Consider the following 25,505-nt stretch of genomic DNA (forward strand, 5'->3'; position numbering starts at 1 on the left):
CTGCACTGCTACAGCGCTTGCGCGAGCGCCTGAAGGCGCTCCCAAACGAAAAACGACCCGCACGCTCATGCGCACGGGTCGTTAAGTCGCGACCTTCTCGCTACACCATTCGGTACCTGAAGAAGGACCTTAACTGAACGGCATTACACCCTCGGGTGCCCTTTCTTCTGCCTGGCAGGTGCGCCTAGCGCACCACCGCATCAACGCTCGTAGCGCGAACGGCTGTTGCGGTTGCCGTTGCCGCCGCCATTGCTGCCGAAACCGCCGCCAAAGCTGCGATTGCCGTCACGGTTGCCGTCGCGGTTGCCGAAGCTGCGGCCTTCGCCGTTGCCACCGGTGTTGCCACGATAGCCGCCGCCGGTGCGGTCGCCGAAGCCACCACGGTTGTTGTCGCCAAAGCTGCGGGGGGCGGCGCCGTCGCGGTTGCCGAAACCACCGCGGTTGTCGTCGCCGAAGCTGCGGCCGCCTTCGCGGTTGCCGAAGCCACGCGCACCGTCGTTGGCGCCGCGGTAGCCGGCGCCCTGGCCGCCCTGGCCCTGGCCACGGTAGCCGCCTTCACGATTGCCGAAGCCGCCGCGGTTGTCGTCACCGAACGGGCGTGCGCCTTCCGGGCGGTTACCGAAGCCACGGCTCTCGCCGCTGAACTTGCGCTCGCCGAAGCCGGTGCGGTTCTCGCCACCGCCGAACTTGCGGTCGCCGAAGCTGCGTTCGCCGCCACGGTAGCCGCCGCCATTGCCGCGGAAGTCACCACGGCCGCCACCCGGCTTGCCGCCGAAGTTGGAACGCGGCTTGGGCGAACGGCGCGGCTCCAGGCCTTCGATCACCGAAGCGTCGATGCGCTGGTTGGTGAAGCGCTCGATGCGCTTCCACTGGAACATGTCGTTGTGGTTCACCAGGTTGATGGCGGTGCCCGAGCGGCCCGCGCGGCCGGTACGGCCGATGCGGTGCACGTAGTCCTCGGCCTGCTTGGGCAGGTCGAAGTTCACCACGTGGGTGATATCGGGCACGTCGATGCCGCGCGCGGCCACGTCGGTGGCCACCAGCACGCGCAGGTTGCCGCGGCGCAGTGCGGTCAGGGTGCGGTTGCGCGCGCCCTGGGTCATGTCGCCGTGCAGCGCGCCGGCGGAGAAGCCGGTGTCGGACAGGCGCTCGGCCAGCGAATCGGCATCGCGCTTGGTCGCGGTGAAGACGATGGCTTGCTTGAGCGTCGCGTCGCGCAGCAGGTGGTCCAGCAGGCGTTCCTTGTGCGACATGTCGTCGGTGAAGTGCAGGCGCTGCTCGATATGGCTCTGGTCGGCGCGGGCCGCGGCGATCTCGATGCGCTGCGGGTCGCGCAGCTGGCGCGAGGCCAGCTGGGCAATGCGCGCATCCAGCGTGGCCGAGAACATCAGCGTCTGGCGCGTGGCCGGGGTGGCATTGACGATGGCGTCGATGTCGTCGGCAAAGCCCATGTCGAGCATGCGGTCGGCCTCGTCGAACACCAGCATCTGCAGGGCCGACAGGTCGATGCGGCCGGCGTCGATATGATCGAGCAGGCGGCCTGGCGTGGCCACCAGGATGTCAGGCATCTTGGCCAGCGCGGCCAGCTGCTTGGGGTAGGGCATGCCGCCCAGGATGCTGGCGCAGACGATGCGGCGCAGGTTGCGGCCGTACTTGGCGGCGGCCTCGGTCACCTGCAGCGCCAGTTCGCGCGTCGGGGTTAGCACCAGCAGTGCGGGCTGCGCCGGCGACGGGCGCGGGCGCTTGCCCTTCATGCGCTTGGCGGGCTCGGTCGCGCGCTGCGGCGCCGGCATTTCGCTGATGCGCTGGATCGCGGGCAGCATGAACGCGGCGGTCTTGCCCGAGCCGGTCTGGCTCGAGACCAGCAGGTCACGGCCGGCCAGGAAGGCCGGGATGGCCTGGGCCTGCACCGGCGTGGGCGTGTTGTAGTTCAGTTCGGAGAGGGCGCGCAGGATGGCCGCATCGAGGCCAAGCGTGGCGAAACCGCTTTCCACGGCCGGGGCTTCTTCAACTGCCGGGCTGGGGTTGAGCAGGGCGTCGAGCTTGTCGAGCGGGCTCTGGGCAGCGTCGGAAGTGATCGAAGCGTCGGTCGCGGAGGCAATAGCTTGCTCCGCACGAATGTCGTGCTGGGTCATGTCGGAATGGTCAAATAAATGCATGGCACCCCGGCAAAGCAAAATGGGGTGGGCGCAGTGCAAAGTCTTAAAAAGGCTTCGGCGCCAATCGGTGAGGCCGTTACGACAGACACAGCTGGCAGTACGGCGGCAGGCAGGGCGGTGGCTGGTCCCGCTAGGCGGTCCGGCCGTATCCCTGGCAGGCAAACAGCTCAGGTTTCAGGCTGTTCAACAGGATCGGAGACGAGGCGACGTCAGGTGAGCGGTGCGTTCTGCTGGGCGGCTGGGGCCATGAAGTGATGACTAGGCGTCCGGCAGCGAGGAAACAGAGCTTGGGAGGGCAGCGGATTCGCCGCGGCAGGAAGCCGGGCGTTTGGCGGATCTCACAGTTGCGAAACTCACGGCGCGGATTATAGCAGAGTACGGAATTTTTGTTGCACTGCGAAAACGTAACCGGATATGTCAGGCGCTCGTCACCTTCCAGACGCGCCCGCGCCACGCTGGTTGAAAGCCGAAAACCCCCGCCTATACTGGAGGCGCGAGCACACAGGATGCCCGCACGGGGCGGACGAAAACGCTCCCGCTTGACCTCTTCCAGCGGCATTGGGCCGCTGTTCGCGGCGAGCACTGCGGTCATTGACTCCAAGCGCCAGTCTTCCTGCGACTCTCCGGGTGGTCCGGATGGGCGTCCGCTACATGCTACATGGGCGGAATCATGGGAAGCCTGCCTGGAACAGAATGACCGAACTGCTGACCGCGTGACCCAGGTGGTCCGGGCCCGTCCGCATCCAAAGCCCGCCAGCGATGGCGGGCTTTTCATTTGGCGGTTGCGGTCGCGGTTCAGTCCTCTGCATCGTTGCCAGCGGCCTTGCGCGGCAGCCGCCCGAGCGGCTGCTCCTGCGGCATCACATGGCGGTTGCCCGGCAATCCGCCCGGGTAGTCGACGATGCGCGCGGCGCCCTGGCGCCGCAAGCCATGCCATGCCTGGCCGCCGGCGGTGCGCCCGCCGCCCAGGATGGCGGTCATGGCCTGCCGGTCGAGATCCATGCTGTCGGGCAAATCCTTGATGACGATCACTGCCATGGCTGTCTCCGGTCAAGCGGCGCCACGGCCATGCGGCCGCGGGACCGCTTCAGTATAGGCGAGGCGGTCCGCGGTATTGTCCGCGGGGCCGCCGCGCGGTGCGCTCAGACTGCGGCGAAATTGCCGGCCCATTGCGACGGGTTGACGTTGACGCGCACCGGGCCGAAGTCGGGGCCGACGATGCTGTTGTTGAGCGTGTTGACGTTGATGCTCTGCAGCTGCGCGATGTTCTGGTTGACGTTGACGGTGACGTTGGCCAGCGGGCCGACGCTGCCGACACCGCGGCTGAGCCACGAGTTGCCGCCGCGTACGGCGCACAGCGAGGCACGGTCGAGTTCTTTGCTCAGGGCGAGATCGCGGACGAGGATCGATGACATGGTGGTGCTCCTTTGAGTCGGGTGCCGGGGGCGGCTGGCGCGGAGATTGCAGCATCTGCGCGCCAGTCGCGGCCAGGGCGTATCAGCCGAAGATGTTGTTGGTGGCGTTCTGGTTGGTGTGCACGTCGGACTTGACGTGGTCCAGGAAGGCCGAGCCGTTGCCGTTCAGGTTGGTCACGGTCTGCATCTGCGCGATGCTTTGCGTGGCGTTGATGCTGTTGTCCAGCGACAGCCTGATCGGCGTGTAGACGGCGGCGAAGGGCAGGTAGGCCAGGCCGCCGCGCACGGCGTGCATGCGCTTGCTGTCGAGGGTTTCGGCGGCGGGCAGGTCCTTGATGGTCAGCGTGGTCATGATGTTCTCCGGTATCGGTCAGTGCGTGGGTGGCTGGGGCGCGTGGGCTCAGCCGTAGATGTTGTTGCTGGCGTTCTGGTTGGTATCCACATGCGAGCGCACGTGGTCCAGGAAGGCCGAGCCGTTGCCGTTCATGTTGGTGACGGTCTGCATCTGGGCGATTTCCTGCACGGCCTTGATGCTGCTGTCGAACGACAGCTTCACCGGGCTGTAGACCGCGGCGAACGGCATGTAGGCCAGGCCGCCGCGCACGGCGTGCATGCCCTTGCGGTCCAGGGTTTCGGTGGAGGACAGGTCCTTGATGGTCAGCGTGGTCATGATGGTCTCCGGTAGAGGAAGGTACTGCCTTGGGTCTGGTTTCGAGCATCGGGTTGGTGTCGCGCTCGGGAGGTACTAACGCAGGGACTGTGCCAATGACGTTGCCGGCCCCGCCAGGCACGCGCAACTGCTTGAAAACACGGGCGATTTATTTTCGATGTCGGCTTGCGGGCACTGGCTGCGGGCGCTGCCGCATGCCGCGGGTGACGGGCCGCGGCCAACAGGCGGCGTGCTGGTGTTGGCGCGGCCGCGACAGTGGCGCGCCAAAGGCGATGCGGTTGGCAGGGAGCGCCCGCGCGCGGCGTTGCACGCCGGCTTCGCATGGTTTGCGCATGCCTTGGGTGCGCACTAGTATCCATCTCGAAGGCAGGCATATCCGCATCGTGGGATGCGCCGTGCCAGCAACCATGTCGGGGCATCCGGTGGCCAGTCTCAAAGAACTGATCCGCAAGTTCCAGAACGGCGGTCTCTCCGACGACGAGTTTGTTGCGTCGTTCGAAACGGCGCTGGCGCAGGACCCCACCACGCCCAGCCAGGCCGCGCGCGTGGTCATCGAGGAAAACACGCGCTTCCCGTTCCCGCCCGCGGTCTATGCCGAAGTCATGCGGCGCATCGAGCGCCGCGGCGCCACGCAGTACGACGGCGCCACCGAAGCCACGCGCCTGGCCGGCACGCAGACGGGCTCGCTGTATGCGACCTCGCCCGAGCCGGGCACGCTGCCGCCGGCGGCGCATACCAAGGGCGTGGGCGATACCCTGAACGGCCGCTTCGTGCTGGAAGAATGCCTGGGCGTGGGCGGCATGGGCACGGTTTACAAGGCGCTCGACCTGCGCAAGCTGGAAGCCTCGGACCGCAAGCCCTATATCGCCATCAAGGTGCTGAACCTGCAGTTCAGCGGGCACCCCAAGTCGCTGATGGCGCTGCAGCGCGAGGCGCGCAAGGCGCAGACGCTGGCACACCGGAATATCGTCACCGTCTATGACTTCGACCGCGACGGGCCGGTGGTCTTCCTGACCATGGAATACCTGTCTGGCTCTTCGCTCAACCATGTGCTCAAGGCCCCGGGCTTCACCGGCATGCCGATGGCGCGCGCCATGTCGATCATCAACGGCATGGGCAATGCGCTGGCATACGCGCACGAGCGCGGCTTCGTGCACTGCGACTTCAAGCCCGCCAACGTCTTCCTGACCGCCAACGGCGAGGTCAAGGTGATCGACTTCGGTATTGCGCGCGGCTTCCTGCCGCCGGCCGACGAGTCCGACCGGACCGTGTTCGATCCCGGCTCGCTGGGTGGCATGACACCAGCCTATGCCAGCCCGGAGATGTTCGACCATTGCGAGCCCGACCCGCGCGACGACATCTTTGCGCTGGCCTGCGTGACCTATGAACTGCTGACCGGCAAACATCCCTACCAGCGGCTCTCGGCCAACCAGGCGCGCGATGCCGGGCTCAAGCCGGCGCAGCCGCCGCAGTTGAGCCGCACGCAATGGAAGACCCTGCGCGAGGCGCTGTCGCTCGACCGCGAGACACGCACGCCCACCGTCGCGCGCTTCCTGCATGGCATGAGCGCGGTGCCGGTGGTGTCCACGCGGCGTCCCTCGCCGCTGATGGCAGGCGGCGCGCTGGCCGTGCTGGCGGGCGTGTCGGCGATCGGCTACTACGCCTGGCATTCGCAGCGCCAGGCCGAAGCGCCGGCTGGCGACACGCGCGTCGAGGCCCCGGTTACACCGGTGCCCGCCGCGCCGGTCACCCCGCCCGCACCGGCTGCCCGTCCGGCGGTGCTGTCGATGGCCGACGTCACGAAGATGCTGGCGGCGGTGCCGTGCTCGCTGCTCACCGCCACCCAGCAGGCGCAGACGTTGCGTGTGCGCGGCTTCCTGGCCGAGAGCGTCGGCGCCGTGCGGCTGCGCGAGCAGCTCAGCGCGTTGCCGGGCGTCAAGGAGCTCAAGGGCGTGTCGATCGACACCCAGCCGCTGGCCGCCGACAAGTGCGACGTGGCCACCCTGATCGCGCCGTACTGGTCGGGCCACCGCGAAGGGGGCACGGCTTCGTCGCTGCGGCTGCGCGGCCAGGGCACGCAACTGACCGAAGGGTCACCGCTGGTGCTGGATCTGCGCACGCCGGCGCGCGACTCCTATGTCTATGTCGATTACTTCGCGGCCGACGGCAAGGTGGCGCACATGGTGCCGAGCGCGCGCGTGCCCGCCCACCAGGCGCCGCCCAGCCATGGCGCCACGGTTGGCGACGGTGGCGACTGGATCATCTCCGGGCCGTTCGGCACCGAGCTGGTGGTGTTGCTGACCACGCCCGCGCCGCTGTTCGATGGCCGGCGCGCCGAGGTCGAGCTGCACAAGGACTACCTGAAGGCACTGGAAAAGCCGCTGGCGCAGATGGCGCGCACCTATGGCCGGGACCGCATCAGCGCGGACCTGGTGCAGATCTCCACGCGCGCGCGCTGATTGCCGCCAGCCGGCCGGCTTGCCGCTTGCAAATTGCGCCAGCCGCTACTTCATGTCGCGCGCCACGCGAAAGCCGTTCTGCGACTGCCGCACGCTGGGGCTGTACTTGAAGCGCGTGGACGACACCATGTAGCTCGCCCCCTCGCGCCAGGAGCCGCCGCGGATCACGCGTGCGCCGCAGGCGTTCTCGTTCCACACGCGCCCGTCGGCGGGCGCGCCCTTGTATGAGCTGTGCCAGCAATCGGCCACCCATTCCCACACGCTGCCGTTGACGTCGTGCAGGCCGTACGGGTTGGCCGCGAAGGTCCCGACCGCGGCCGGCGCATCCTGGCTCCACGGGTCGCCGCAGTCCTTGCAGTTGGCATTGCCCTTGCGCATCTGGTCGCCCCACCAGTAGGCACTGGCGGTGCCGCCGCGCGCTGCGTATTCCCATTCGGCCTCGGTGGGCAGCCGGTAGGGCTTGCCGGTGGTCTTGCTGAGCCAGGCCACGTACTGCTGCGCGTCGTCCCAGCTGACGTCGCGCACCGGCGCGGTCTTCGCGCTGTCGGCGACGGTGGGGACGCGCTGGCAGCCGCCGGCGTCGGCGCAGGCATTCCATTGCTCGACCGTGACCTCATAGCGGCCGATCGCAAACGGCTGGCCGATGGTGACGTGGTGCGGGGGCTTCTCGGCGGGATCGCTGGCACTGCTGCCCATGGTGAAGCTGCCCGCCGGCAGGGAGACCAGCACCGGGCAGGCCGGGCAATCGCGGATCTCGCCGGTGCGCAATGTGGCGCTGACCGCGCCGCCCGCCGCCGCGCCCGGGCGTAGCGATGCCGTTGCCGGTGGCGCAGCAGGTGGCGCAGCGGGCGGCGATGCCGGACGCGCTGCCGCGGCCGGTGCCGGCGGCCGCGTGACCTGGCCCCCGGCAGAGGTGCCGGAGCGGGGCGGCGGCGCGGGCGCCTGGGCCTTGGGTGCGGAGGCGGACGCTGCCAGCCGCTCCAGGCGCGCCCTGGCCAGCACCGCGAAGCGTCCGTTGGGGTACTGCTTCAGGTAGGCCTCGTAGTCGCCGGCGTAATTGCTGTTCTTGATCGATTCCCAGAAGCTCAGCTCGTACTGCTCGTCGGTGTTCTTGGGCATGATGCCGGCGAGCAGCAGCGGTTCCGTGGCCGCGGGGCCGGCGGCAGCGGCGGCCGCCTGCGCAAGCAGCGGCGCGGCGGCGAGCATGGCGGCCATGGCGGCCGTGCGTACGACTGGTAGATTGCGCCACATCTTCACACCTCGCTGGAGCCGCGGCGATCCCGCTGCATGCCGGTAGCTGCCGGCACATGCGTCGGGGGCGCATTGTGGTGTTGCCGAGACGTCGACCGGCTTGCTTCAAGATAGCACAGCGCCTGTGTCTCCGGCGGGGCATTGCCATGCCACCGCGACGCGCCGGGGTCGCTTTTTCCGGGCTTGCGACCTAACCTGAATGACGAATCGCCGAGCGCTGACCAACAAGCAACAAGAATGGGCTTTCGGGACAACGTGATCGGGTTTCGGACTGTTATCCGGGAGGCGCCGCGTATGTCCAGACGATTCCTGTTCCGCCTGCTGGCGGTTGCCGCCCTGGCCGCGGCCCCGTCGCTGTCGCTGTCGACGGCAGCCCCGCCCAATGCCGAGGCCTACATCATCTGGCCGCACGATGGCACGGTCATCAGCGGCGGCAAGTTCTGGGTGCGCATGGGCCTGCGCAATATGGGCGTGTGCCCCAAGGGCGTCGAGTCGCCGCGCTGCGGGCACCACCACCTGCTGGTCGACACCGAGCTGCCGCCGCTGGACAAGGAAATCCCTTCGGACAAGAACCACCTGCACTTCGGCGCGGGCGAGACCGACGCGCGCATTGAGTTGCCGCCCGGCAAGCACACGCTGCAGTTGCTGATGGGCGATGCCAAGCACGTGCCGTTCGAACCGCCGATCTATTCGAAGAAGATCACGATCACGGTGAAATAGCGGGGCAGCGCGCGCCGCGGAAGCCGAACCAGGCCGATCAGCAAACAGGGAGAGCACCATGTCCAGAGTACTTGCCGCGGCTGTCTTTGCCGCCAGCCTGCTGCTGTCAGCGGTGGTGCAGGGTAGTTCGACGCCGGCGCCGCCCAACGCCTACCTGTATATCGGCTGGCCCAACGACGGGCAGACCATGCCCGCGGGCAAGCCATTCAAGGTCTGGTTCGGGTTGCGCAATATGGGGGTGGCGCCGAAGGACGTGAAGTACCCCAATACCGGGCACCATCACCTGCTTGTCGATGTGGACCTGCCGCCGATGGACAAGGAAATCCCCAATGACCGCAATCACCTGCATTTCGGGGCGGGGGAGACCGAGACCATGATCGAGCTGCCGCCCGGCAAGCATACGCTGCAGCTGCTGATGGGGGATGACAAGCACATTCCCACCAACCCGCCGGTTTATTCGAAGAAGATCACGATCTACGTGAAGTGACCCGGACCTTGCGGTGACGGCGGCGCGCATGCGCCGCTTTTTTTCGTGCGCCGGCGAAGCAAGTGTCGCCCGCCATCCAACATCGACGCGCAATCTGTTGGCTGCGCCCCGCCAGTGCGCGCTGACGCAAGCTCGCCGCGCCTCCGCAGCGGGAGCCGGCTGCAAGCAGAAATCCCCGTGTTTACAGGCACTTCCGTGATCCGCGCAGCCGTGGTCCCGGGGCTGGCACGCTCCCTGCGATTGTCCCTCCTGAGCGCGACACCAACCCGATGCTCGACCAAACCAAGGCAACACCTTCCTCTACCCGGAGACCATCATGACCACGCTGACCATCACCGACCTGACCACCATCGACACCCTGGACCGCAAGGGCATGCTCGCCGTTCGCGGCGGCCGCACCCTGCTCCCGTTCATGCCGGTGTACCACCCGCTCAACCTGTCGTTCGACCACAGCATCACCGCCGTGCAGGAAATCGCGCAGATGCAGACCGTCACCAACCTGAACGGCAACGGCTCGGCCTTCCTGGACCACGTGAAGTCCGACGTGCACACCAACCAGAACGCCACCAACAACATCTACGGCTGAGCCCCTGCGCGCCAGCTAGCTGCTTGTTACCGATACCGGAGATCATCATGACCACGCTGACCATCAAAGACCTGTCCGCCACCGAAGCCCTCGACAGCAAGCGCATGCATGCCGTGCGCGGCGGCCTGTCGTACCTGCCCTTTGCCGCCGTGTATGCGCCGATCAAGCTCGCGTTCGACAGCAGCATCACCGCCAAGCAGGAAATCGCGCAGTTGCAGTCCGTGACCAACCTGAACGGCAATGGCTCGGCCTTCCTCGACCATGTCCGTTCGCATGTGGATACCAACCAGAACGCCAGCAACAATATCTATCGTTGAGAAGCTTGTTGAGATGGCGCAGCGCCGCGGGGGCGTCCCCGCGGCGCTTTTGTTGAGCCCCTGCATATCGGGGTTGGAGCGCGCGCCAGCGCGCACCACAATACAGACAGACTTCGCGGCCCCGGCATGCCTTGGGGTATCTCCAGCGCATCCCGTCCGCCGCCGTCGCACGCAGGAACCCATCGTGCCCGAATCCATCACTGCCTCGCCCGCGGTTGCGTCAACCGCTGCGCCGCACCGAACCGCCTGGCTGACCGCGCTGGCCGCCTGCGCGGCATTGCTGGCAGGCTGCGCCGATTTCCGGCCGCCCGTGTACCAGCGCCCGGAAACCCCGGCCAAGGCCGAATGGACGCGCCAGGAATCGATCACGGTATCGCCGGCCGAAACGGTGCAGCCCAACTGGTGGCTGGGCTTCAAGGATCCTTACCTGAACAGGCTGATCGACCAGGCGCTTTCCGGCAACTACGACATCAAGGTGCTGGCGGCGCGCATCCGCGTGGCCAACGCACAGATCGGCGAGGCCCGTGCCGGCGGGCTGCCGGTGATCGATATCGGCGCCGGTGCGAGCTTCGAGAAGAGCACCGGCCAGAAGTCCACCTGGACCTATAACGCCGGCGCCCAGCTGAACTGGGACATCGACATCTGGGGCAAGGTCGAGAAGGGCGTGCAGGCGCAGACCGCCGAGTTCCGCGCCACCGAGGCCGACTGGCGCGCCGGCTACCTGACGCTGGTGTCCAATGTATCGACCACTTACTTCCAGATCCTGCAGTTCGACGAGCAGATCGAGCAGCAGGCGCGCACCGTGGCCAAGAACGGGCAGATCCTGTCGACCTACCAGGCCATGTACCAGAACGGCCTGGTGCCAAAGATCCGGGTGATGCAGCAGCAGGCGGAAATCAACCGCCTGAACAAGGACCTGCTGGAGCTGCGCCGTTCGCGCGATGTGGCTGAAAACGCGCTGGCCACGCTGGTCGGCGTGCCCGCGGGCAATCTCAAGGTGCCGGCGGGGCGCCTGCAGGACCGCGTGCAGCCGCCCGCGGTGCCGGCCGGGCTGCCATCGCAATTGCTGGCGCGCCGCCCGGACGTGGTGGCGGCGGAATACCGCGTGCTGGCCGCGTACAACATCGTTGGCCAGGCCCGTTTGGCGCAGTTGCCCACCATCAGCCTGACCGCGCGCGGCGGCACCGCCAGCTTTGCGCTGAGCGACCTGCTCAAGTCATTCACCTTCGGCTTCATGCCCAGCATCAACCTGCCGATGCTCGACCCGAGCGTGCGCGCGCGCGTGAAGACCACCGAGGCGCAGGTGGGCGTGGCGGAAAACGAATATGGCCGCACCGTGATGACCGCGTTCGAAGAGGTGGAGAGCGCACTGGTCAATGTCGACGCGCACAAGAAGCAGCGCATCGAGCTGCAGCAGCAGGTTGAGCAGCTGCGCGTCGTGTCCGCGCAGATTGAGGCGCAACTGAAGGAGGGCGTGGTCTCGCAGCTGGAAGTGTTCGAGACCGAGCGCTCGCTGCTGGCCGCGCAACTGCAGTTGTTGGCGGTCCACCAACAGATCCTGGCCGACACCGTCACCCTGTACAAGGCGCTTGGCGGTGGCTGGCCCGATACCGACGTGCGCAACGCGGCGTCGAATCCGCCGCAGTAAGTGCTGCCAACGGTGCTGTAGGGCGGTTCAGGTGATGCCGGCGCCTGCAACGCGTTGCGCAACGCGCCCATAGCCCTGGCCACCTGCCCCGCTGCATGTGCCGCTGCCGCGCCAACCGCGCGTTCCGCGTCCCGATTGACTAGCCTTAGCCGTCGCCTACTATGTTCTTAGTCGCTTCATCCCCTGGCCTGCCGCCGCGGCAGCCGCGCTGTTGGCTTGCTGGAAACATGGCTCCTGACGAAGCACTGATCATGGAAATGCCGGTGAAAATGGCCCAGGGATCCACGCGGGAATTCTCTCAGGATCTGGCGCAGGAATTCGATGTGTTCCTGACGCCCGTGTCGCGCCCGGAGCTGGGCGAGATCCGCATCGACGAAGACCTGTTCGCCGTCGGACGCAGCGAATTGCCGTTCGCCGCCTACCCGGAAGACCTGGCCGCACCGCTGTCGCGCCGGCATGCGCGCATCTTCGCCGAGCATGGTGCGGTCTATGTGGCGGATCTCGGCAGCAAGAACGGCACGCGCGTGAACGGCGCAGCGGTGGCGCGCCAGCCGGCGCAGCTCATTGATGGCGACGAGGTGGCCTTCGGGCCGGCGCTGTCGTTCCGGGTCCGGCTGTCGCCGCGCGCGGCGCAGCCCGAGCCGCCGCGGGTAGCGGTGACGCTGGTGCCCGAGCGCGGCGATGTCGGGCTGCAGCCGCTGCACGTGGATGGCTTCCCCTACCTGATCAGCAAGGCCGACGATGCCTTCGCGCGCTACCGCGACAGCTATCCGCAGCAGGTCAACTACCTGTCGCGGCGCCACGCGCACGTGTACCTCAAGGGTGGCGTGCCATTCGTTGAGGACCTGGGCAGCACCAACGGCACCTTCGTCAACGGCAAGCGCCTGGCTGACCACGGCGTGCCGCTGGACGACGGCGACCTGATCGCCTTTGGCGGCAACCACTTTGTCTACAAGGTGCAGGTCCAGCACACCGGCGACGGCGATGCCACCGCGACGCATTCGATGCTGCAGCCTGTCGCTGCGCCGGACACGCCGCCCGCGTCCCAGGCTTCGCCCGTGCGCGACGAGGATGACCGCACCACCTTTGTCGGTGCCGCCGATTCCTTCCTCGACATCTTCTGCGTCGACTATGCCGCGCAGCAAGACGACGAGGTCAACGCCGAGGCCGAGGCACAGGCCGCGGCGGCCACGGCCGCGCACGACGGCGCGCAGGCACGCCGCAAGCGCGGGCGTGCCGCGCTGCTGCTGGCCGAAGGTGCCAGGCAGTTCGGCCTGAACGATTCCGTACGCACGCGGCGCGCGGCGCGATGGGGCGGCGCGTTGCTGTTGCTCGCGCTGCTGGCGGGGGCGGCCGTGTACTGGCGCGGTGCGCCGGAGCGCGAAGTGCAGGCGCTGTTTGCCGCAGGCGATCACGCGCGCGCGGCGCAGGCCGCCGACGACTACCTGGCGCGCCATCCCGGCGATGGCCAGGTGCAGGCCATCGGCACCGAGGCACTGATGCGTGCTGACGTGCCCGCTTTCGCCGCCAGGCTGAAGGCCGGTGATTTCAGCGGCGCCGATGCCGTGCTGGCCCGGATGCACAAGCTCAGCGCGCACAATGCCGATGCGCGGCCGCTGGTGGCGGAACTCGACTGGATCGGCCGCCTCGAACGCTTCACCGCGCAGCGCGGCGCCGACGCGCCGATCCGCCTCTACACCGACGAGGCGCCGATCCGGCAACTGCTGGCGTACTGGAACCAGGACACCACCGCGCACCAGCGCGCGCTCGGGCGCATCGCGGCCGATGTGCCGGCGTTCCGCGATCTCTATGCCGATGCGCTCAGCGACGTGCGCCGCCTGCAGAACGACGCCTCGGTCTACCTGGCGGCGATCGACCGGCTGAACGCCACCATTGCTGCCGAACTCGGCCGCGACCGCCCGGAGGCGTTGCAGCCGGTCATTGCCGAGTACCGCGAGAAGTATCCGCGCCTGGCCGGGCTTGACCGCGTGCAGTCAGACCTGGACCGCTACACCGCGCTGGTGCAGGCACTGCGCGCGCGCCGGCCCGGGCCGCTGGTGGCGCGCCTTGCCGACAGCCGCTTCGCCACGCCGCCGTTCCAGGCGCAGTTCAACCAACTGGCCGCGCGCCTGCCGCCGCCGGAGATGGTGCGCCAGTACGCCGGTGCGGCCAAGGCGTGGCAGCAGGGTGACAGCGCCGCTGCGCTCGCGGGAATCAAGCAGATCAGCGGCGGCCCCTGGGCCGAAGACCTGGCGCGCGACCTGTCGCACAAGCAGAAGGTGGCGGCGCAGTACGCCGAGCTGCAGTCCGCGCGCGGCAGCAAGGGCTATGAGGACCGGCTGCTGGGCTTCTACGCCATGCTCGATGCCGCCGATGACGGCCACTTCGCCAAGGCGGTCGAGGCCGACGTCAACGGCGTGCGCGACAGTGCCCTGCGGCGCGCGCGGGAACTGATGGGCAGCGCCGTTGCCGCATGGAAGCAATACCGCAGCAATGGCGTGATCGGCAGCGAGCAGCGGCTCGAGCCAGGCATCTCGCCCAAGTTCCGCGCGCAGGCCCGGTTGCTGTCGCAGGCACAGGATGACGCGCGCCAGGGCATGCGCATCTTCACGCAACTGCGCGCGGGCGAAAGCGCCGACCTGGCGCAACTCGCCAAGATCGAGGAAGAGATCCGCGCCGAGGCCGACCAGCAGCGGCACGCGCTGCGCGAGCTGCGCACCGTGCTCGATCCCGCCGTGCTCAAGACCAAGCTGGAACTGATCGGCGGTGAAGACACCGGCAAGGCGCCGGAGCCGGCCGCGGCTGCCGCGGCGCCACAGCAAGCGGGGCAGCCATGAAGGACGATGCCCGCCAGGGCGGCCTCAAGCCACTCTCCGAGGCGCTGGAAGACCACAGCGCCGAGGGCATTGGACTGCTGAGTGCCGAGCCGTCGCGCCTGGGACTGCTGACCATCGTCACGACTTTCACGCTGGTGTTGTGCGGGCTGGTGTGGTCCTTCGTCGGGCATGCCGATGTCATTGTCACGGCGCAGGGCACGCTGGCGCCGGAATCCGAGGTGCGCCGCTTCTATGCCCCGGTGGACGGCGAGCTGGCCGACCTCTACGTGGCCGAGGGGCAACCGGTGTCCAAGGACGACGTGCTGGCGCGCCTGAATGCGCGCGGCGCGATCGAGGCCGCGGCCAACGCGCTGGAAGCGCAGCTCAAGCTGGAAGACTCCGAGCGCGAATGGAAGCAGTTCCCCGACAAGAAGGCGCTGATGGAACGCCGCGCGGCGGCGCTCAAGCAGCAGATCGACGTGGCCACGCGCCAGCACGAGACCCGCATTGCCGAAGGCACCACGCGGCTTGCCGAACAGCAGCGCGCGCAGTTGCAGGAAGCGCGCAGCAACCTCGAGAACGCCCGGCGCGCGCGCGAATTCGCGCGCCAGGAGCAGGACCGCTACGCGCGCCTGCTGGCGTTGCCGGGTGGCGGTGGCGTTTCGCAGTCGCAGGTGGATGCCAAGCGCGCCGCGGCGCAGGACGCGGAGAACAATCTGCGCGTGGCCCAGTCGCGGCTGACGGAGCTGGACGCACGCCTGGGCCGCGAGCTTACCCAGGCCAGTTCCCAGCTCGAAAGCAGCGGCCAGGACCTGGCCGGGCTGCGCGTGCAGTACGACGCGGCGCTGCGCGAGATCGCCAACACCGAGGACAAGCTGCGCCTGCAGGTGCAGACCGCCCGCCTGGTGGCGGATGCGGCAGCGCGCATCCGCTTCGAGAACATCGACAAGGACAACTTCCTGCTGATCCTGGCGCCGGTGTCGGGTGTGATCACCGATGTCACCTCCACCCAGCGCGGCGACAAGGTGCAGGCCAACACGCCGCTGGGCGGCATTGCCCCCAAGGATGCGCGCCCGGTGGTGAAGATCGTCATCGCCGAGCGTGACCGCGCCTTCCTGCGCGAGGGCCTGCCGGTCAAGCTCAAGTTCAGTGCCTTCCCGTACCAGCGCTACGGGATCATCGAGGGCACGCTGGAATTCATCTCGCCCGCGACCAAGCCGGGCGGACCCGACAAGCAGCCGGTCTATGAGGGCCGCGTGCGCCTGGCGCGCGACTACTACGCGGTGGCCGACAACAAGTATCCGTTGCGTTACGGCATGACCGCCACGGCAGAGATCGTGGTGCGCGAACGCCGCCTGATCGACCTGGGGCTTGACCCCTTCCGCGAGGTGGCCGGCTAGCGCAGCGGGGAGAGACAGGCGCAGAACATCTGGACAGCCTGGCGCGCAACCGCGCGGGCGTCAAAGGAGCCGAGAAAATGACTGGCATTGTGCGTATCGACGACGAGGTGCTTGGCTTCGAGGAGTTCGTGCGCTTGCTCAAGCTGACCGGACAGTTCGAAGGGCTGGTCGAGCAGATGGTGCGCGACAAGCTGACCGTGCACGCGGCAAAGCGGCAGGGCGTGGTGGTCACGCCGGAGGAGATCCAGGAACGCGCGGACCAGTTCCGCCGCGTGCAGGGCCTGCATCGCGCCGCAGACATGAATCACTACCTGGATGCGCTGAACATCAGCCTGGACGAATTTGAAGCCTTTATCACTGACAACCTGTACCAGGAGCGGATGATGGAGCAGGTGTGCAGCGAGGCCGCGGTGCAGGCGTACTTTGCGCTCAACTCGCCGCGCTTCGACAGCATCGAGGTCAGCCATATCGTGGTCGACAGCGAGGGCAAGGCCAAGGAGCTGATCTCGTACCTGCAGGATGATCCCGATGCCTTTGCCGAGATGGCGCGCGAGCATTCCATCGCCGACACGCGCGAGCGCGGCGGCGAGATCGGCAAGGTGTTGCGCGGTTCGCTCAAGACCGATATCGAGGCCAAGGTGTTCAATGCCGAACCGGGCGACCTGCTGGGACCGTTCCCGTCGGCTGACCGTTCCTTCTTCGAAGTCTTCCTGGTGCGCGACAAGCACCCGGCCACCCTCGACAGCGAGGTGGCGGTGGAAGTGCGCCGCCTGCTGCGCGAAGACTGGCTGATGGCCAGGGCGCAGGAACATGTCATCGAAGCCCGCTAGCGCGAGCGGCGAGCCCGCCGCCCCGCCTGCCCCGGACCAGCCGGAGGCAGGGTCGGCGCTGGCCGCCTTCCTCGCCACCGTCGAGATCCTGTCGGTGCTGACGCCGGAGGAGCTGGCACGCCTGGCGGAAGCCGCGCAGGTGCTGACCTTCGGCTTTGGCGACACCGTCTGCAATGCCGGCGAAGCGGCGCCCGGCCTGTTTATCGTCAAGTCCGGCTCGGTGCGCGTGTTCAACGAGGAGCACGGCAAGGAAATCAGCATGGGCGTGCGCAAGGCCGGCGAGGTCTTTGCCGATATCGCGCTGCTGCGCGACTACCGGCATGAGTCGTCGGTGCGCGCCTCGGGCAAGACCGAGCTGCTGATGATCCCGCGCAGCGTGGGTGAGCCCGTGGTGGCCGGCAACCCGGCGGCGCTTGCGTTTATCACCAGCTATGTCGCGATCAGTTCGGCCGGAGGCTTTGTCGCGCGGCTGTTCGACCTGCGTGGCAAGCTCGACAAGCAGGAGCTGGAGGACGCCGTGCGCAGCGTCGGCGTCAAGCGCGTGGCGGCCGGCAAGGAAATCCTGAAGCAGGACGGCCGCGAAGACCGGCGCCTGTACGTGGTGCGCCAGGGCACGGTGCGCATCATGCGCAGCGAAGAGGGCAGCGAGTACCCGCTGGCGACGCTGGGGCAGGGCGACATCTTCGGCGAGCGTGCCTGCGTGATGCGGCAGGAGCAGCTGGCCTCGGCCATTGCCGAGACCGACGTGCGCATGCTGGTGATTCCCGAGAAGACCGTGCAGCTGATCCTGGAGCGCAACCCGCGCCTGCGCGAGGTGCTGGAAGAGCGCATCCGCGTGCTGGACCGCGAGTTGCATCGGCAGAAGAAGCTGGCCGAACGGCGCAAGCGCCCGGTGCTGCTCGACCTGCATTCCAAGCCCGAGCTCGGCGAAAAACTGATCCGCCGCTTCGCGCTGGTGGAGCAGGCCGAGGAGATGGATTGCGGCGCGGCCTGCCTGGCGATGATCTGCCGGCACTACGGCATCCCGATGACGCTGGGCAAGCTGCGTGAACTGGCCAATGTGACCACCCAGGGCGCCACGCTGGACAGCCTGGCGCGCGCCGGCGAAGCGCTCGGCTTCACCACGCGCGGGGTGCAGTGCACGCGGGATTCGCTGATGGGCTTTGAGCTGCCCTTCATCGTGCACTGGGAGGGCTACCACTACGTGGTGGTGTACGGAATCTCGTCGCGCTGGGTGTGGGTGGCCGACCCGGCCATCGGCTTCCGCAAGATGAGCGCCGAGGAGTTCGAGCGCGGCTGGAGCGGCACCTGCCTGCTGTTCACGCCGGGCGAGAGCATGACCCAGCTGTCGGTGTCGCGCTCGCCGTGGCTGCGCTTTATCGGCTACCTGGCGCCGTACAAGAGGATCCTGGCACACCTGTTCCTGGCCACCTTCGTGATCCAGATGCTTGGGGTGGTGCCGCCGCTGATCATCCAGAACATCCTGGACGGCGTGGTGGTGCACCAGAACGTGAGGCTGCTGAACCTGCTGATCGCGGGGCTGATCATCTCCAACGTGTTCTCGCAGCTGATGTCGACGATTCGCGCGTATCTGGCCAACTTCATGGTGCGCAACATGGATTTCGCCATGATGTCGCACTTCTTCAAGCACACGCTGTCGCTGCCGCTGTCGTTCTTTGCCAAGCGCAAGACCGGGGATATCTTCGCGCGCTTCCAGGAGAACCAGACCATCCGCGCCTTCCTGACCGAGTCGACCGTGACCACGGCGCTGAACCTGCTGATGGTGTTTATCTACTTCACCATCATGTTTCTCTACAACGTCAAGCTGACGCTGCTGCTGATCGCCTTCGTGATCCCGATCGCGGCGCTGACGGTGGTGGTGACGCCCAAGGTCAAGACCTATGCGCGCGAGGTGTTCGCGGCATCGACCGATGCCAAGGCCTACCTGATGGAAACGCTGGGCGGCGCCGAGACCGTCAAGGGCATGGGCATCGAGCGCCCGGTGCGGCTGCGCTGGGAGCGCAAGTACGCCAAGGCGCTGGACGCGCAATACCGGGCGCAGGCCTTCCACATCCTGGTGGGGCTGGTGAGCCAGCTGCTCAACGCCGCCACCACCATCGCGGTGCTGTGGGTGGGCGCGACGCTGGTGCTGGAGCGCGAGCTCACCATCGGCCAGCTGATCGCCTTCAATGCCTTCATGGGCAGCGTGCTGGCGCCGCTGATGGGGCTGGTGGCATTGTGGGGCCAGCTCAACGATGCCGGCGTGGCGATGGAGCGGCTGGGCGACGTGCTCGACCTCGAGCCCGAGCAGAAGCCGCAGGACGTGCTGTCGCGCGTGATGCTGCCCGACCTGCAGGGCGAGATCGTGATGAAAGACCTGTACTTCCGCTACGGCGGCGAAGACACGCCCTATGTGCTGGAGAACATCAGCTTTGCCATCCGCCCCGGCGAGATGGTGGCCATTGTCGGGCGCAGCGGCTCCGGCAAGACCACGCTGGCCAAGCTGCTGGTGGGCTTCTACAAGCCTACCGAGGGCTCGATGACAGTGGACGGCTATGACCTGAACGTGATCGACGCGGCGTTCTACCGCGCGCAGGTGGGCTACGTGATGCAGTCCAACCTGCTGTTCTCGGGCACCATCGCCGAGAACATCGCCTGCGGCGACGACAGCCCGGACCGGCGCCGTATCGAGGAGGTGGCGCGCATGGCCGATGCCCATGCCTTTATCAGCAAGCTGCCGCTGGGCTACGAGCAGGTGGTGGGCGAGCGCGGCATCGGGCTTTCCGGCGGGCAGATCCAGCGCCTGTGCATCGCTCGCGCGCTGTACCACGACCCGCGCCTGCTGGTGTTCGACGAGGCCACCTCGGCGCTCGACACGCAGTCAGAGAGCAACATCCTGGCGAACATGCAGGAGATCCTGCGCGGGCGCACCGCGGTCATCATCGCGCACCGGCTCAGCACCATCATGCAGGCCGACAAGATCCTGGTGCTGTATGAGGGCGCCATCGTCGAGCAGGGCCGGCATGAGGAGCTGATCGAGCGCAAGGGCATGTACTTCCAACTGGTGCAGAAGCAACTGAGTGCCGCATGAAGCTATACAACCAGGGTGCCACCCCCGCCTCGGCCACCTCGCCGGTGTCGTTCGCCGGCCTGATCGAGAAGATCGAGATCCTGCGTTCCACGCTGCGCTGGTCGTCGCGGCTTGACCGGCCGGAGATCGAGAAGCTGCTCAAGCAGGCCACCACGCTGCGCGACGAGGTGATGGGGCTGTCGCACAAGGAGCGCTTCGTGCAGGCGGCATCGGCCGAGGCCGCCCCGCCGCAGGAAGAAGTCGAGCGCATGCCGCGCGCGCGCCGGCAGGCACTGGTTGAGCGCAGCTTTATTTTCGAAGGGACCTTCGGCGACAACCCCAAGTTGCTGGAGGCACTGGAGATTGCCGAGAAGGCGGCGCCGACCGACCTGCCGGTGCTGATCGATGGCGAGAGCGGCACCGGCAAGGAGCTGATGGCCAAGGTGATCCATGCCAATGGCTCACGCACCGACAAGCCGTTTATCTCGGTCAACTGCGGCGCCATCCCCGACAGCCTGCTTGAATCCGAGCTGTTCGGCCACAAGAAGGGCGCCTTCACCGGCGCCAGCAACGACCGCCGCGGCAAGTTCGAGAGCGCGCATACCGGCACCATCTTCCTGGACGAGATCGGCGAACTGCCGCTGACCGGGCAGGTCAAGCTGCTGCGCGTGCTAGAGGCGCACGAGATCCAGCGCGTGGGCTCGGACGAGGCGATCTCGGTCGATACGCGCATCGTCGCGGCGACCAACAAGGACCTGCGCCGCATGAGCCAGGCCGGCACCTTCCGCGAAGACCTGTTCTACCGCCTGAGCGTGATCCACGTCAGCCTGCCGTCGCTGCGCGAGCGGCGCGACGAGATCCCGCTGCTGGTTTCGTACTTCAGTGACGAGGCCGCCGGCATGCTCAAGCGCCGGCCACTCAAGCTGACGCCGCGGCTGCGCGACTTCCTGCTGCACTACGACTACCCGGGCAATATCCGCGAACTGCGCAACCTGATGTACCGGCTGAGCTGCCTGGCCGGCGACACCGCCGACCTGGCCCACCTGCCGCAGGACATCCGCCCCAGGCCCGCCGCGCTGGCGGTGGTGGGCAATGGCCCCGCGGCTGCCGACATCGCCATGGCGACGTCCCTCAGCGAAGCCAAGCGCGCCGCCAGCGACGAGGCCGAGCGGGCCTTCCTCGAACGGGGCTTGCAGGAAGTCGGCGGCACCGTCGCCGAACTGGCGCGGCGCTTCGACATGAACCGCTCGCACCTGCAGATGCTGCTGAAGAAGCACGGCATCCACTCTAAGGATTTCCGCGCCAACCGGCAGGCCGAAGGCGGCAAGGGGTAGGGCGGCGAGGCTGCCGGCGGTCGTGCCTTCAGGCGTCCAGCTCGGGATTGACCAGGGTCTTGTCAGAGCCGTAGGGGTCCGCCGCACGCAGCACCACCACCGACACGTTGTCGCGGCCGCCGGCATCGAGCGCCATCTGCACCAGCGTCGGCGCGGCCTGCGCAACGTCCTGCTGCGCCAGCACTGCCGCGATGTCGTCATCGTCGACCTCGTTGCTCAGGCCATCGCTGCACAGCAGGTAGACGTCGCCATCGGCGACCTCGGTCAGCAGCTGCTCCGGCGCCAGCGTCGGGGCCGCGCCGACGGCGCGTGTGATGGTGTTCTGCGCGGGATGGTGGCGCGCTTCTTCCGGGGTGATCAGCCCGCGCGCCAGCAGGCGCTCGACCTGGTTGTGGTCGCGCGTGAGGCGCGCGAACTGGCCGCCGCGCAGCCGGTACAGGCGGCTGTCGCCAGCCCACACGCAGGCGCAACGGCGATCGCCCGCCAGCATCACCACCACCGTGCTGCCGATGCAGCGCACGCCCAGGCGTGCCGCTTCATCGACCAGCGCCAGGTTCACGCCCTGCAGCGCCGCGCGCGTGGCGTCGACCCGGTCTTCCAGCCGGGGCTGCGGCGGCAGCGTGGCCAGCGCCTGGACCACCGCCTGGCTGGCGAAGTCCCCCACGGCATGGCCGCCCATGCCGTCGGCCACCGCCCACAGGTCCTGGCCGGGCAGGTCCAGGCAAGCGTCCTCGTTGCGCTCGCGCACGCGCCCGACGTCCGTGCATGCGGCCGAGGTCCACTGGAAGTGCGAGTCGAAACCCAATCTTGTCTCCGGTCCGCGTCAAGCCCCGGACCAGCCGGGGCACTGCCACGGCGGCGCTGGCGCTCAGATCAGCATCAGATCAGCCTGCCGTCGTTCCTCGCGCCCTGGTCGCCCTGGACATTGATGTTGGCGTTTGGCGCGTTGTTGCGGATATCAATGTTCTGGAACTGGTTGTTCATCTGATCAGCATAGAAGCTGTAGTTGATCTCGTAAAAGTTGATCACCGTCCCGAGCGGCAGCGGAGACGAGGGCACGAACGGGCGGATCCACCCGAACACCCACTGCCCGCCGGCGCCGCGCACGCGGGCCATGGCGGCGGAAGCAAGTTCGCGGCAGCTGGCGAGGTCGTTGATTGCAAGGGTGGCCATGTTCGGTCTCCGGTGGATTTGGCGTGGCGCCGCGGGCGGTACCGGTATTGAGCAAGGCGCGTGCCACAGCATGGGTGTGGCAGTAGGTCGACTGGAAACCCAAGGCCGGCGCGGGCTGCAGGGCGGGGCGGGGACAATGGGGCGCACCCCGGCAGTCCAGCCACGTTGGCCTTGACCCGACACCCGGCCAGCCAGTGTCGGGATGGACCCACCACAGCGCAAGCATCGCGCGATCCCTGCCGCCAGCCCGCGCAGGCCTCGCGGCGCGCGGCGAATGGTGGCTGCCAGCCAACAGAGTTGCCGCCACGCGGTTGGCTGCCATCCGACACTCGATCCCCTCCAAAACCCCCGGATTTCCGCCAAACCGTTGTCGGGCCGGGCCTCCCTGGTATTGGCATGGTTGATGCGGTTGGTCTGGCACGAAGCAGCAATGCCTGCAGCAACCAGACACACCGAGGCCAGCCATGAACATCCAGGAAGTACAAGAACGCGCTACCGGCAGCGACGATCGTTTCGCCGACCCGCTGCCGCTCGGCGCCCACCTGGTCACCGAACGCCACGGCTACGCCCATCATGGGATCTACGCCGGCGCCGGCCGCGTCATCCACTACGCCGGTTTCGCCCGCTCGCTGCAGGCCGCGCCGGTTGAAGAAACTACCCTCGAAGCCTTCGCCGCCGGATTCGGCATCGCCGTCAAGCCGGAACCCTGCGCCCGCTTCGCCGGCCGCCAGGCCGTCGAACGCGCCCGTTCCCGTGTGGGCGAAAATGCCTACCACTTGCTGACCAACAACTGTGAGCATTTCTGCTCCTGGTGCCTGTCCGGCGAAAGCCGCAGCGAACAGGTGGAAACATGCATGCGCCGCCCGCGCGCCGCGCTGCACATCGGCTGGCTGCTGCTGGGCGCGCTGCTGCAAGCCCAACTGGGCGGCCTGAACCTGGGCCTGAGCCTCGCCTGAACCGCGCGGCACATCACCGAATCGAGGAGCCTGCCATGTCCGGACTGATCGACTGGGAACTGCGCTGCAACCTGCGCGGACAAGCTTGCCACCGCAGTTGCGCCACTGCCGCCGTCAACTGCGCCCGCGGCCACCATCGGCCAGGGCGCCGCGCCCTGCGCCATGCCGGCCGGCCGACGCGCCTGCCGTCGTCCGGCCGCCTTTCCGGGCGAGGCCGGCGGGACGGGTCCGCCACCGCCGGCGCGCCGGGCAGGTGCGGATTTTGATATACTTCGGGCCGTCTCCAGGATCACCGCGCCTGCGGTTCCCGATCCTGACAGTCCTGTCCCTCGCCGTAGTTCAATGGATAGAACGAGCGCCTCCTAAGCGCTAGATACAGGTTCGATTCCTGTCGGCGGGACCACAGAATAGTTCGCGGCAGTTCGCCAAAGTCCTCCCTTCCCAAGTAAATCAAGGCTTCGCGTCGAATCGACGTTCGCCAGAGTTCGTCTTTGACCGTTGGCATCCGTCACTTTTTGGGGCATCCTTAGGGGCATCTTCGAATGCCCCTATTTTCGGTGCCCCTAAGCGATGCCCCGCACGGTCGAGCCATTAACCGATACCAAAATCCGCAACGCCAAGCCCCGCGACAAGGCCTATAAGGTTTTTGACGGCGGCGGCCTCTATATCGAGGTAATGCCGGACGGGCGAAAGCTCTGGCGGTTCAAATACGTGCGACCGTCCGGCAGCGAGAGCCGGCTGGGCTTTGGCGTGTACCCGGGGGTGACCCTGGCGCAGGCCAGGTCGCAGCGCGAGACCGCGCGGGCCATCGTCGCCGACGGGCGTGACCCGGGCGCCGTGAAGCAGGAAGAGCGCCGCGCCGCGCGCATCGCCGCGGGCAACTCGTTCGAGGCGGTGGCCAGGGACTGGCACGCCACCCAGAAGGGCAGCTGGAACGAGGTCTATGCCGGGAAGGTGCTGGCCTCGCTCGAGAATGACGTCTTCCCAGTGCTGGGCAGCACGCCCATCGCCGACATCAAAGCGCCGGCCGTCCTGGACCTGCTCAGGAAGGTCGAGGCCCGGGGCGTGCGCGATACCACGAAGCGCATCCTGCAGCGCATGCGCGCGGTGTTCCAGTACGGAATCATCTACGGCGTGTGCGACCGCAATCCGGCCGCCGACATCGACAGCGCCGCGGCGCTGAAGTCCGAGCCGGTCCAGCACCAGGCCCGAGTGTCACATGTCGAACTCCCGCAGCTGCTGCGCGACATCGATGCCTACGAGGGCGATGCTGTAACCCGCCTAGCGCTCCAGTTCATGACGCTGACCTTCGTGCGCACCACCGAGATGATCCAGGCGCGCTGGGGCGAGATCGACGAGGCCAAGGCCGAGTGGCGAATCCCGGCTGACCGGATGAAGATGCGCGACCCGCACATCGTGCCGCTGTCCACGCAGGCGCTGGCCGTCCTGGCCGAGCTGCGCGAGATCACCGGCCATCGCGACTTCCTCTTCTACAGCCCGCGGGGCAAGACCGGACACGTCAGCAACAACACGATGCTCTACGCGCTGTACCGGATGGGGTACCACTCGCGCATGACTGGGCACGGCTTCCGTGGGGTGGCCTCGACTGCGCTGAATGAGATAGGGTTTCGACCTGACGTGATCGAGCGACAGTTGGCTCACGTTGAGCGGAACAAGGTGAGGGCAGCTTACAACCATGCCCAATATGTCCCCGAACGCCGACAGATGATGCAGGCCTGGGGGGACCATATCGGGAAACTGAAGCGTGAAAAGGGAGACGAGCGATGAATGACGAAGTTCGAAGGCTTGACGTGCAGGCCGTAATTGACGGAAATGCAAACGAAGCCGGCTATGTCCGCTGGTTCGCCGACGAGGTGAAGCGACGAGCCGACGCGGCCTTACAGGTCCTTAGCGACATCGCCAACCTGCGTGAGCCTTTTGACCATTCACTGTATGCGCGCGCGAAGCTGGCTAACGCCGAGTTGCTTGCACTGGGAAGTGCTGTGGATCGCATCTGGGAAGGACGATTCAAGAATATCGGCTATCGTGCATGGCAGGCCGATGTAGTTGACTACGTCTGGGGTCAGGCCACCATCGGCGCAGGCCATTTCGTGTTGGTGGAGAGTTGGTTCGAACCTTCAAGCGTTCCGGCAACGCCGGACGGAATGTAGCCACGGACGTGAATACCCATCAGATTGCTGAATGCGGAATATG

The 25,505-nt window shown here is 67.3% G+C and carries 22 protein-coding genes, 1 tRNA gene and 1 pseudogene; 16 read left to right on the top strand and 8 right to left on the bottom strand.

Going from position 1 to position 25,505, the window contains the following annotated elements:
* Nucleotides 1-137: pseudogene (locus AC3WVS_RS17855) on the top strand (IS4 family transposase); the annotation flags it as partial.
* 63 nt (nt 138-200) lie between these two features.
* On the opposite strand, the gene AC3WVS_RS17860 reads toward AC3WVS_RS17855, so the two are convergent.
* The 5 genes from AC3WVS_RS17860 to AC3WVS_RS17880 form a co-directional block, all read right to left on the bottom strand.
* A complete protein-coding gene (locus AC3WVS_RS17860) occupies nt 201-2,135 on the bottom strand; it encodes a DEAD/DEAH box helicase (protein ID WP_492319737.1) in 1,935 nt (644 codons plus the stop codon).
* A gap of 819 nt (nt 2,136-2,954) precedes the next feature.
* Nucleotides 2,955-3,197: a hypothetical protein gene (locus AC3WVS_RS17865; protein WP_492319738.1), complete on the bottom strand. Its 243-nt coding sequence runs from the start codon at nt 3,195-3,197 to the stop codon at nt 2,955-2,957.
* A gap of 104 nt (nt 3,198-3,301) precedes the next feature.
* Entirely contained in the window at nt 3,302-3,574 is a 273-nt protein-coding gene (locus AC3WVS_RS17870; protein ID WP_011615788.1) for a hypothetical protein, read from the bottom strand.
* Nucleotides 3,575-3,656: 82 nt separating this feature from the next.
* Complete coding sequence (locus tag AC3WVS_RS17875) at nt 3,657-3,926, bottom strand: hypothetical protein (RefSeq protein WP_011615787.1); 270 nt, start codon at nt 3,924-3,926, stop codon at nt 3,657-3,659.
* Between the two features lie 48 nt (nt 3,927-3,974).
* Entirely contained in the window at nt 3,975-4,244 is a 270-nt protein-coding gene (locus tag AC3WVS_RS17880; protein ID WP_011615786.1) for a hypothetical protein, read from the bottom strand.
* A gap of 407 nt (nt 4,245-4,651) precedes the next feature.
* Between AC3WVS_RS17880 and AC3WVS_RS17885 the strand changes: the two genes are divergently transcribed.
* Nucleotides 4,652-6,703 carry a serine/threonine protein kinase gene (locus AC3WVS_RS17885; RefSeq protein WP_492319871.1) on the top strand — a complete coding sequence of 684 codons (2,052 nt, stop codon included), beginning with the start codon at nt 4,652-4,654 and terminating at the stop codon, nt 6,701-6,703.
* A 45-nt stretch (nt 6,704-6,748) separates the two neighbouring features.
* On the opposite strand, the gene AC3WVS_RS17890 is transcribed toward AC3WVS_RS17885, so the two are convergent.
* Entirely contained in the window at nt 6,749-7,954 is a 1,206-nt protein-coding gene (locus AC3WVS_RS17890) for a formylglycine-generating enzyme family protein (RefSeq protein ID WP_492319739.1), read from the bottom strand.
* Nucleotides 7,955-8,248: 294 nt separating this feature from the next.
* On the opposite strand from AC3WVS_RS17890, the gene AC3WVS_RS17895 reads away from it, so the two are divergent.
* The 10 genes from AC3WVS_RS17895 (at nt 8,249) to AC3WVS_RS17940 (ending at nt 21,162) form a co-directional block, all read left to right on the top strand.
* A complete protein-coding gene (locus tag AC3WVS_RS17895) occupies nt 8,249-8,674 on the top strand; it encodes a DUF4399 domain-containing protein (RefSeq protein ID WP_011615783.1) in 426 nt (141 codons plus the stop codon).
* A gap of 58 nt (nt 8,675-8,732) precedes the next feature.
* Nucleotides 8,733-9,161: a DUF4399 domain-containing protein gene (locus AC3WVS_RS17900; RefSeq protein ID WP_492319740.1), complete on the top strand. Its 429-nt coding sequence runs from the start codon at nt 8,733-8,735 to the stop codon at nt 9,159-9,161.
* Nucleotides 9,162-9,477: 316 nt separating this feature from the next.
* Complete coding sequence (locus tag AC3WVS_RS17905) at nt 9,478-9,747, top strand: hypothetical protein (protein ID WP_492319741.1); 270 nt, start codon at nt 9,478-9,480, stop codon at nt 9,745-9,747.
* Between the two features lie 47 nt (nt 9,748-9,794).
* Nucleotides 9,795-10,064, top strand: coding sequence for a hypothetical protein (locus AC3WVS_RS17910; protein ID WP_492319742.1), 270 nt, complete (start codon nt 9,795-9,797; stop codon nt 10,062-10,064).
* 184 nt (nt 10,065-10,248) lie between these two features.
* On the top strand, nt 10,249-11,712 hold the full coding sequence (locus AC3WVS_RS17915) for an efflux transporter outer membrane subunit (protein ID WP_492319743.1): 1,464 nt from the start codon (nt 10,249-10,251) through the stop codon (nt 11,710-11,712).
* Nucleotides 11,713-11,939: 227 nt separating this feature from the next.
* Complete coding sequence (locus AC3WVS_RS17920) at nt 11,940-14,549, top strand: FHA domain-containing protein (RefSeq protein WP_492319744.1); 2,610 nt, start codon at nt 11,940-11,942, stop codon at nt 14,547-14,549.
* Complete coding sequence (locus tag AC3WVS_RS17925) at nt 14,546-15,928, top strand: beta-barrel domain-containing protein (RefSeq protein WP_011615777.1); 1,383 nt, start codon at nt 14,546-14,548, stop codon at nt 15,926-15,928. The genes AC3WVS_RS17920 and AC3WVS_RS17925 overlap by 4 nt, the downstream gene beginning before the upstream one ends.
* Before the next feature lie 77 nt (nt 15,929-16,005).
* Nucleotides 16,006-16,758 (top strand): peptidylprolyl isomerase, encoded by a 753-nt coding sequence (locus AC3WVS_RS17930; protein ID WP_492319745.1) that lies wholly within the window; start codon nt 16,006-16,008, stop codon nt 16,756-16,758.
* Nucleotides 16,739-19,849: a peptidase domain-containing ABC transporter gene (locus tag AC3WVS_RS17935; RefSeq protein WP_492319746.1), complete on the top strand. Its 3,111-nt coding sequence runs from the start codon at nt 16,739-16,741 to the stop codon at nt 19,847-19,849. The genes AC3WVS_RS17930 and AC3WVS_RS17935 overlap by 20 nt, the downstream gene beginning before the upstream one ends.
* Complete coding sequence (locus AC3WVS_RS17940; protein ID WP_492319747.1) at nt 19,846-21,162, top strand: sigma-54 interaction domain-containing protein; 1,317 nt, start codon at nt 19,846-19,848, stop codon at nt 21,160-21,162. The genes AC3WVS_RS17935 and AC3WVS_RS17940 overlap by 4 nt, the downstream gene beginning before the upstream one ends.
* 28 nt (nt 21,163-21,190) lie before the next feature.
* On the opposite strand, the gene AC3WVS_RS17945 is transcribed toward AC3WVS_RS17940, so the two are convergent.
* Nucleotides 21,191-21,967, bottom strand: a complete 777-nt coding sequence (locus AC3WVS_RS17945) for a PP2C family protein-serine/threonine phosphatase (RefSeq protein WP_010813593.1) — start codon at nt 21,965-21,967, stop codon at nt 21,191-21,193.
* 74 nt (nt 21,968-22,041) lie between these two features.
* Nucleotides 22,042-22,335: a hypothetical protein gene (locus AC3WVS_RS17950; protein ID WP_492319748.1), complete on the bottom strand. Its 294-nt coding sequence runs from the start codon at nt 22,333-22,335 to the stop codon at nt 22,042-22,044.
* 464 nt (nt 22,336-22,799) lie between these two features.
* On the opposite strand from AC3WVS_RS17950, the gene AC3WVS_RS17955 reads away from it, so the two are divergent.
* The 4 genes from AC3WVS_RS17955 to AC3WVS_RS17970 all read left to right on the top strand — a co-directional run bounded on the left by AC3WVS_RS17955 (nt 22,800) and on the right by AC3WVS_RS17970 (nt 25,462).
* Nucleotides 22,800-23,291, top strand: coding sequence for a lecithin retinol acyltransferase family protein (locus AC3WVS_RS17955; protein ID WP_492319749.1), 492 nt, complete (start codon nt 22,800-22,802; stop codon nt 23,289-23,291).
* Nucleotides 23,292-23,619: 328 nt separating this feature from the next.
* Nucleotides 23,620-23,694: transfer RNA gene (locus AC3WVS_RS17960), tRNA-Arg, on the top strand.
* A 167-nt stretch (nt 23,695-23,861) separates the two neighbouring features.
* Nucleotides 23,862-25,079, top strand: coding sequence for a tyrosine-type recombinase/integrase (locus AC3WVS_RS17965; protein ID WP_492319750.1), 1,218 nt, complete (start codon nt 23,862-23,864; stop codon nt 25,077-25,079).
* Complete coding sequence (locus tag AC3WVS_RS17970; protein ID WP_492319751.1) at nt 25,076-25,462, top strand: hypothetical protein; 387 nt, start codon at nt 25,076-25,078, stop codon at nt 25,460-25,462. Before AC3WVS_RS17965 ends, AC3WVS_RS17970 begins: the two co-directional genes overlap by 4 nt.
* Nucleotides 25,463-25,505 lie beyond the last annotated feature (43 nt).

This window comes from Cupriavidus sp. CPT47-8839-RL05A (assembly GCF_058792255.1).

Bases quoted from the DNA above. Each gene is read 5' to 3' on its own strand.
- AC3WVS_RS17860 (WP_492319737.1), bottom strand. From the start codon at position 2,135: ATGACCCAGCACGACATTCGTGCGGAGCAAGCTATTGCCTCCGCGACC.
- AC3WVS_RS17865 (WP_492319738.1), bottom strand. From the start codon at position 3,197: ATGGCAGTGATCGTCATCAAGGATTTGCCCGACAGCATGGATCTCGAC.
- AC3WVS_RS17870 (WP_011615788.1), bottom strand. From the start codon at position 3,574: ATGTCATCGATCCTCGTCCGCGATCTCGCCCTGAGCAAAGAACTCGAC.
- AC3WVS_RS17875 (WP_011615787.1), bottom strand. From the start codon at position 3,926: ATGACCACGCTGACCATCAAGGACCTGCCCGCCGCCGAAACCCTCGAC.
- AC3WVS_RS17880 (WP_011615786.1), bottom strand. From the start codon at position 4,244: ATGACCACGCTGACCATCAAGGACCTGTCCTCCACCGAAACCCTGGAC.
- AC3WVS_RS17885 (WP_492319871.1), top strand. From the start codon at position 4,652: ATGTCGGGGCATCCGGTGGCCAGTCTCAAAGAACTGATCCGCAAGTTC.
- AC3WVS_RS17890 (WP_492319739.1), bottom strand. From the start codon at position 7,954: ATGTGGCGCAATCTACCAGTCGTACGCACGGCCGCCATGGCCGCCATG.
- AC3WVS_RS17895 (WP_011615783.1), top strand. From the start codon at position 8,249: ATGTCCAGACGATTCCTGTTCCGCCTGCTGGCGGTTGCCGCCCTGGCC.
- AC3WVS_RS17900 (WP_492319740.1), top strand. From the start codon at position 8,733: ATGTCCAGAGTACTTGCCGCGGCTGTCTTTGCCGCCAGCCTGCTGCTG.
- AC3WVS_RS17905 (WP_492319741.1), top strand. From the start codon at position 9,478: ATGACCACGCTGACCATCACCGACCTGACCACCATCGACACCCTGGAC.
- AC3WVS_RS17910 (WP_492319742.1), top strand. From the start codon at position 9,795: ATGACCACGCTGACCATCAAAGACCTGTCCGCCACCGAAGCCCTCGAC.
- AC3WVS_RS17920 (WP_492319744.1), top strand. From the start codon at position 11,940: ATGGCTCCTGACGAAGCACTGATCATGGAAATGCCGGTGAAAATGGCC.
- AC3WVS_RS17925 (WP_011615777.1), top strand. From the start codon at position 14,546: ATGAAGGACGATGCCCGCCAGGGCGGCCTCAAGCCACTCTCCGAGGCG.
- AC3WVS_RS17930 (WP_492319745.1), top strand. From the start codon at position 16,006: ATGACTGGCATTGTGCGTATCGACGACGAGGTGCTTGGCTTCGAGGAG.
- AC3WVS_RS17935 (WP_492319746.1), top strand. From the start codon at position 16,739: ATGTCATCGAAGCCCGCTAGCGCGAGCGGCGAGCCCGCCGCCCCGCCT.
- AC3WVS_RS17940 (WP_492319747.1), top strand. From the start codon at position 19,846: ATGAAGCTATACAACCAGGGTGCCACCCCCGCCTCGGCCACCTCGCCG.
- AC3WVS_RS17950 (WP_492319748.1), bottom strand. From the start codon at position 22,335: ATGGCCACCCTTGCAATCAACGACCTCGCCAGCTGCCGCGAACTTGCT.
- AC3WVS_RS17955 (WP_492319749.1), top strand. From the start codon at position 22,800: ATGAACATCCAGGAAGTACAAGAACGCGCTACCGGCAGCGACGATCGT.
- AC3WVS_RS17965 (WP_492319750.1), top strand. From the start codon at position 23,862: ATGCCCCGCACGGTCGAGCCATTAACCGATACCAAAATCCGCAACGCC.
- AC3WVS_RS17970 (WP_492319751.1), top strand. From the start codon at position 25,076: ATGAATGACGAAGTTCGAAGGCTTGACGTGCAGGCCGTAATTGACGGA.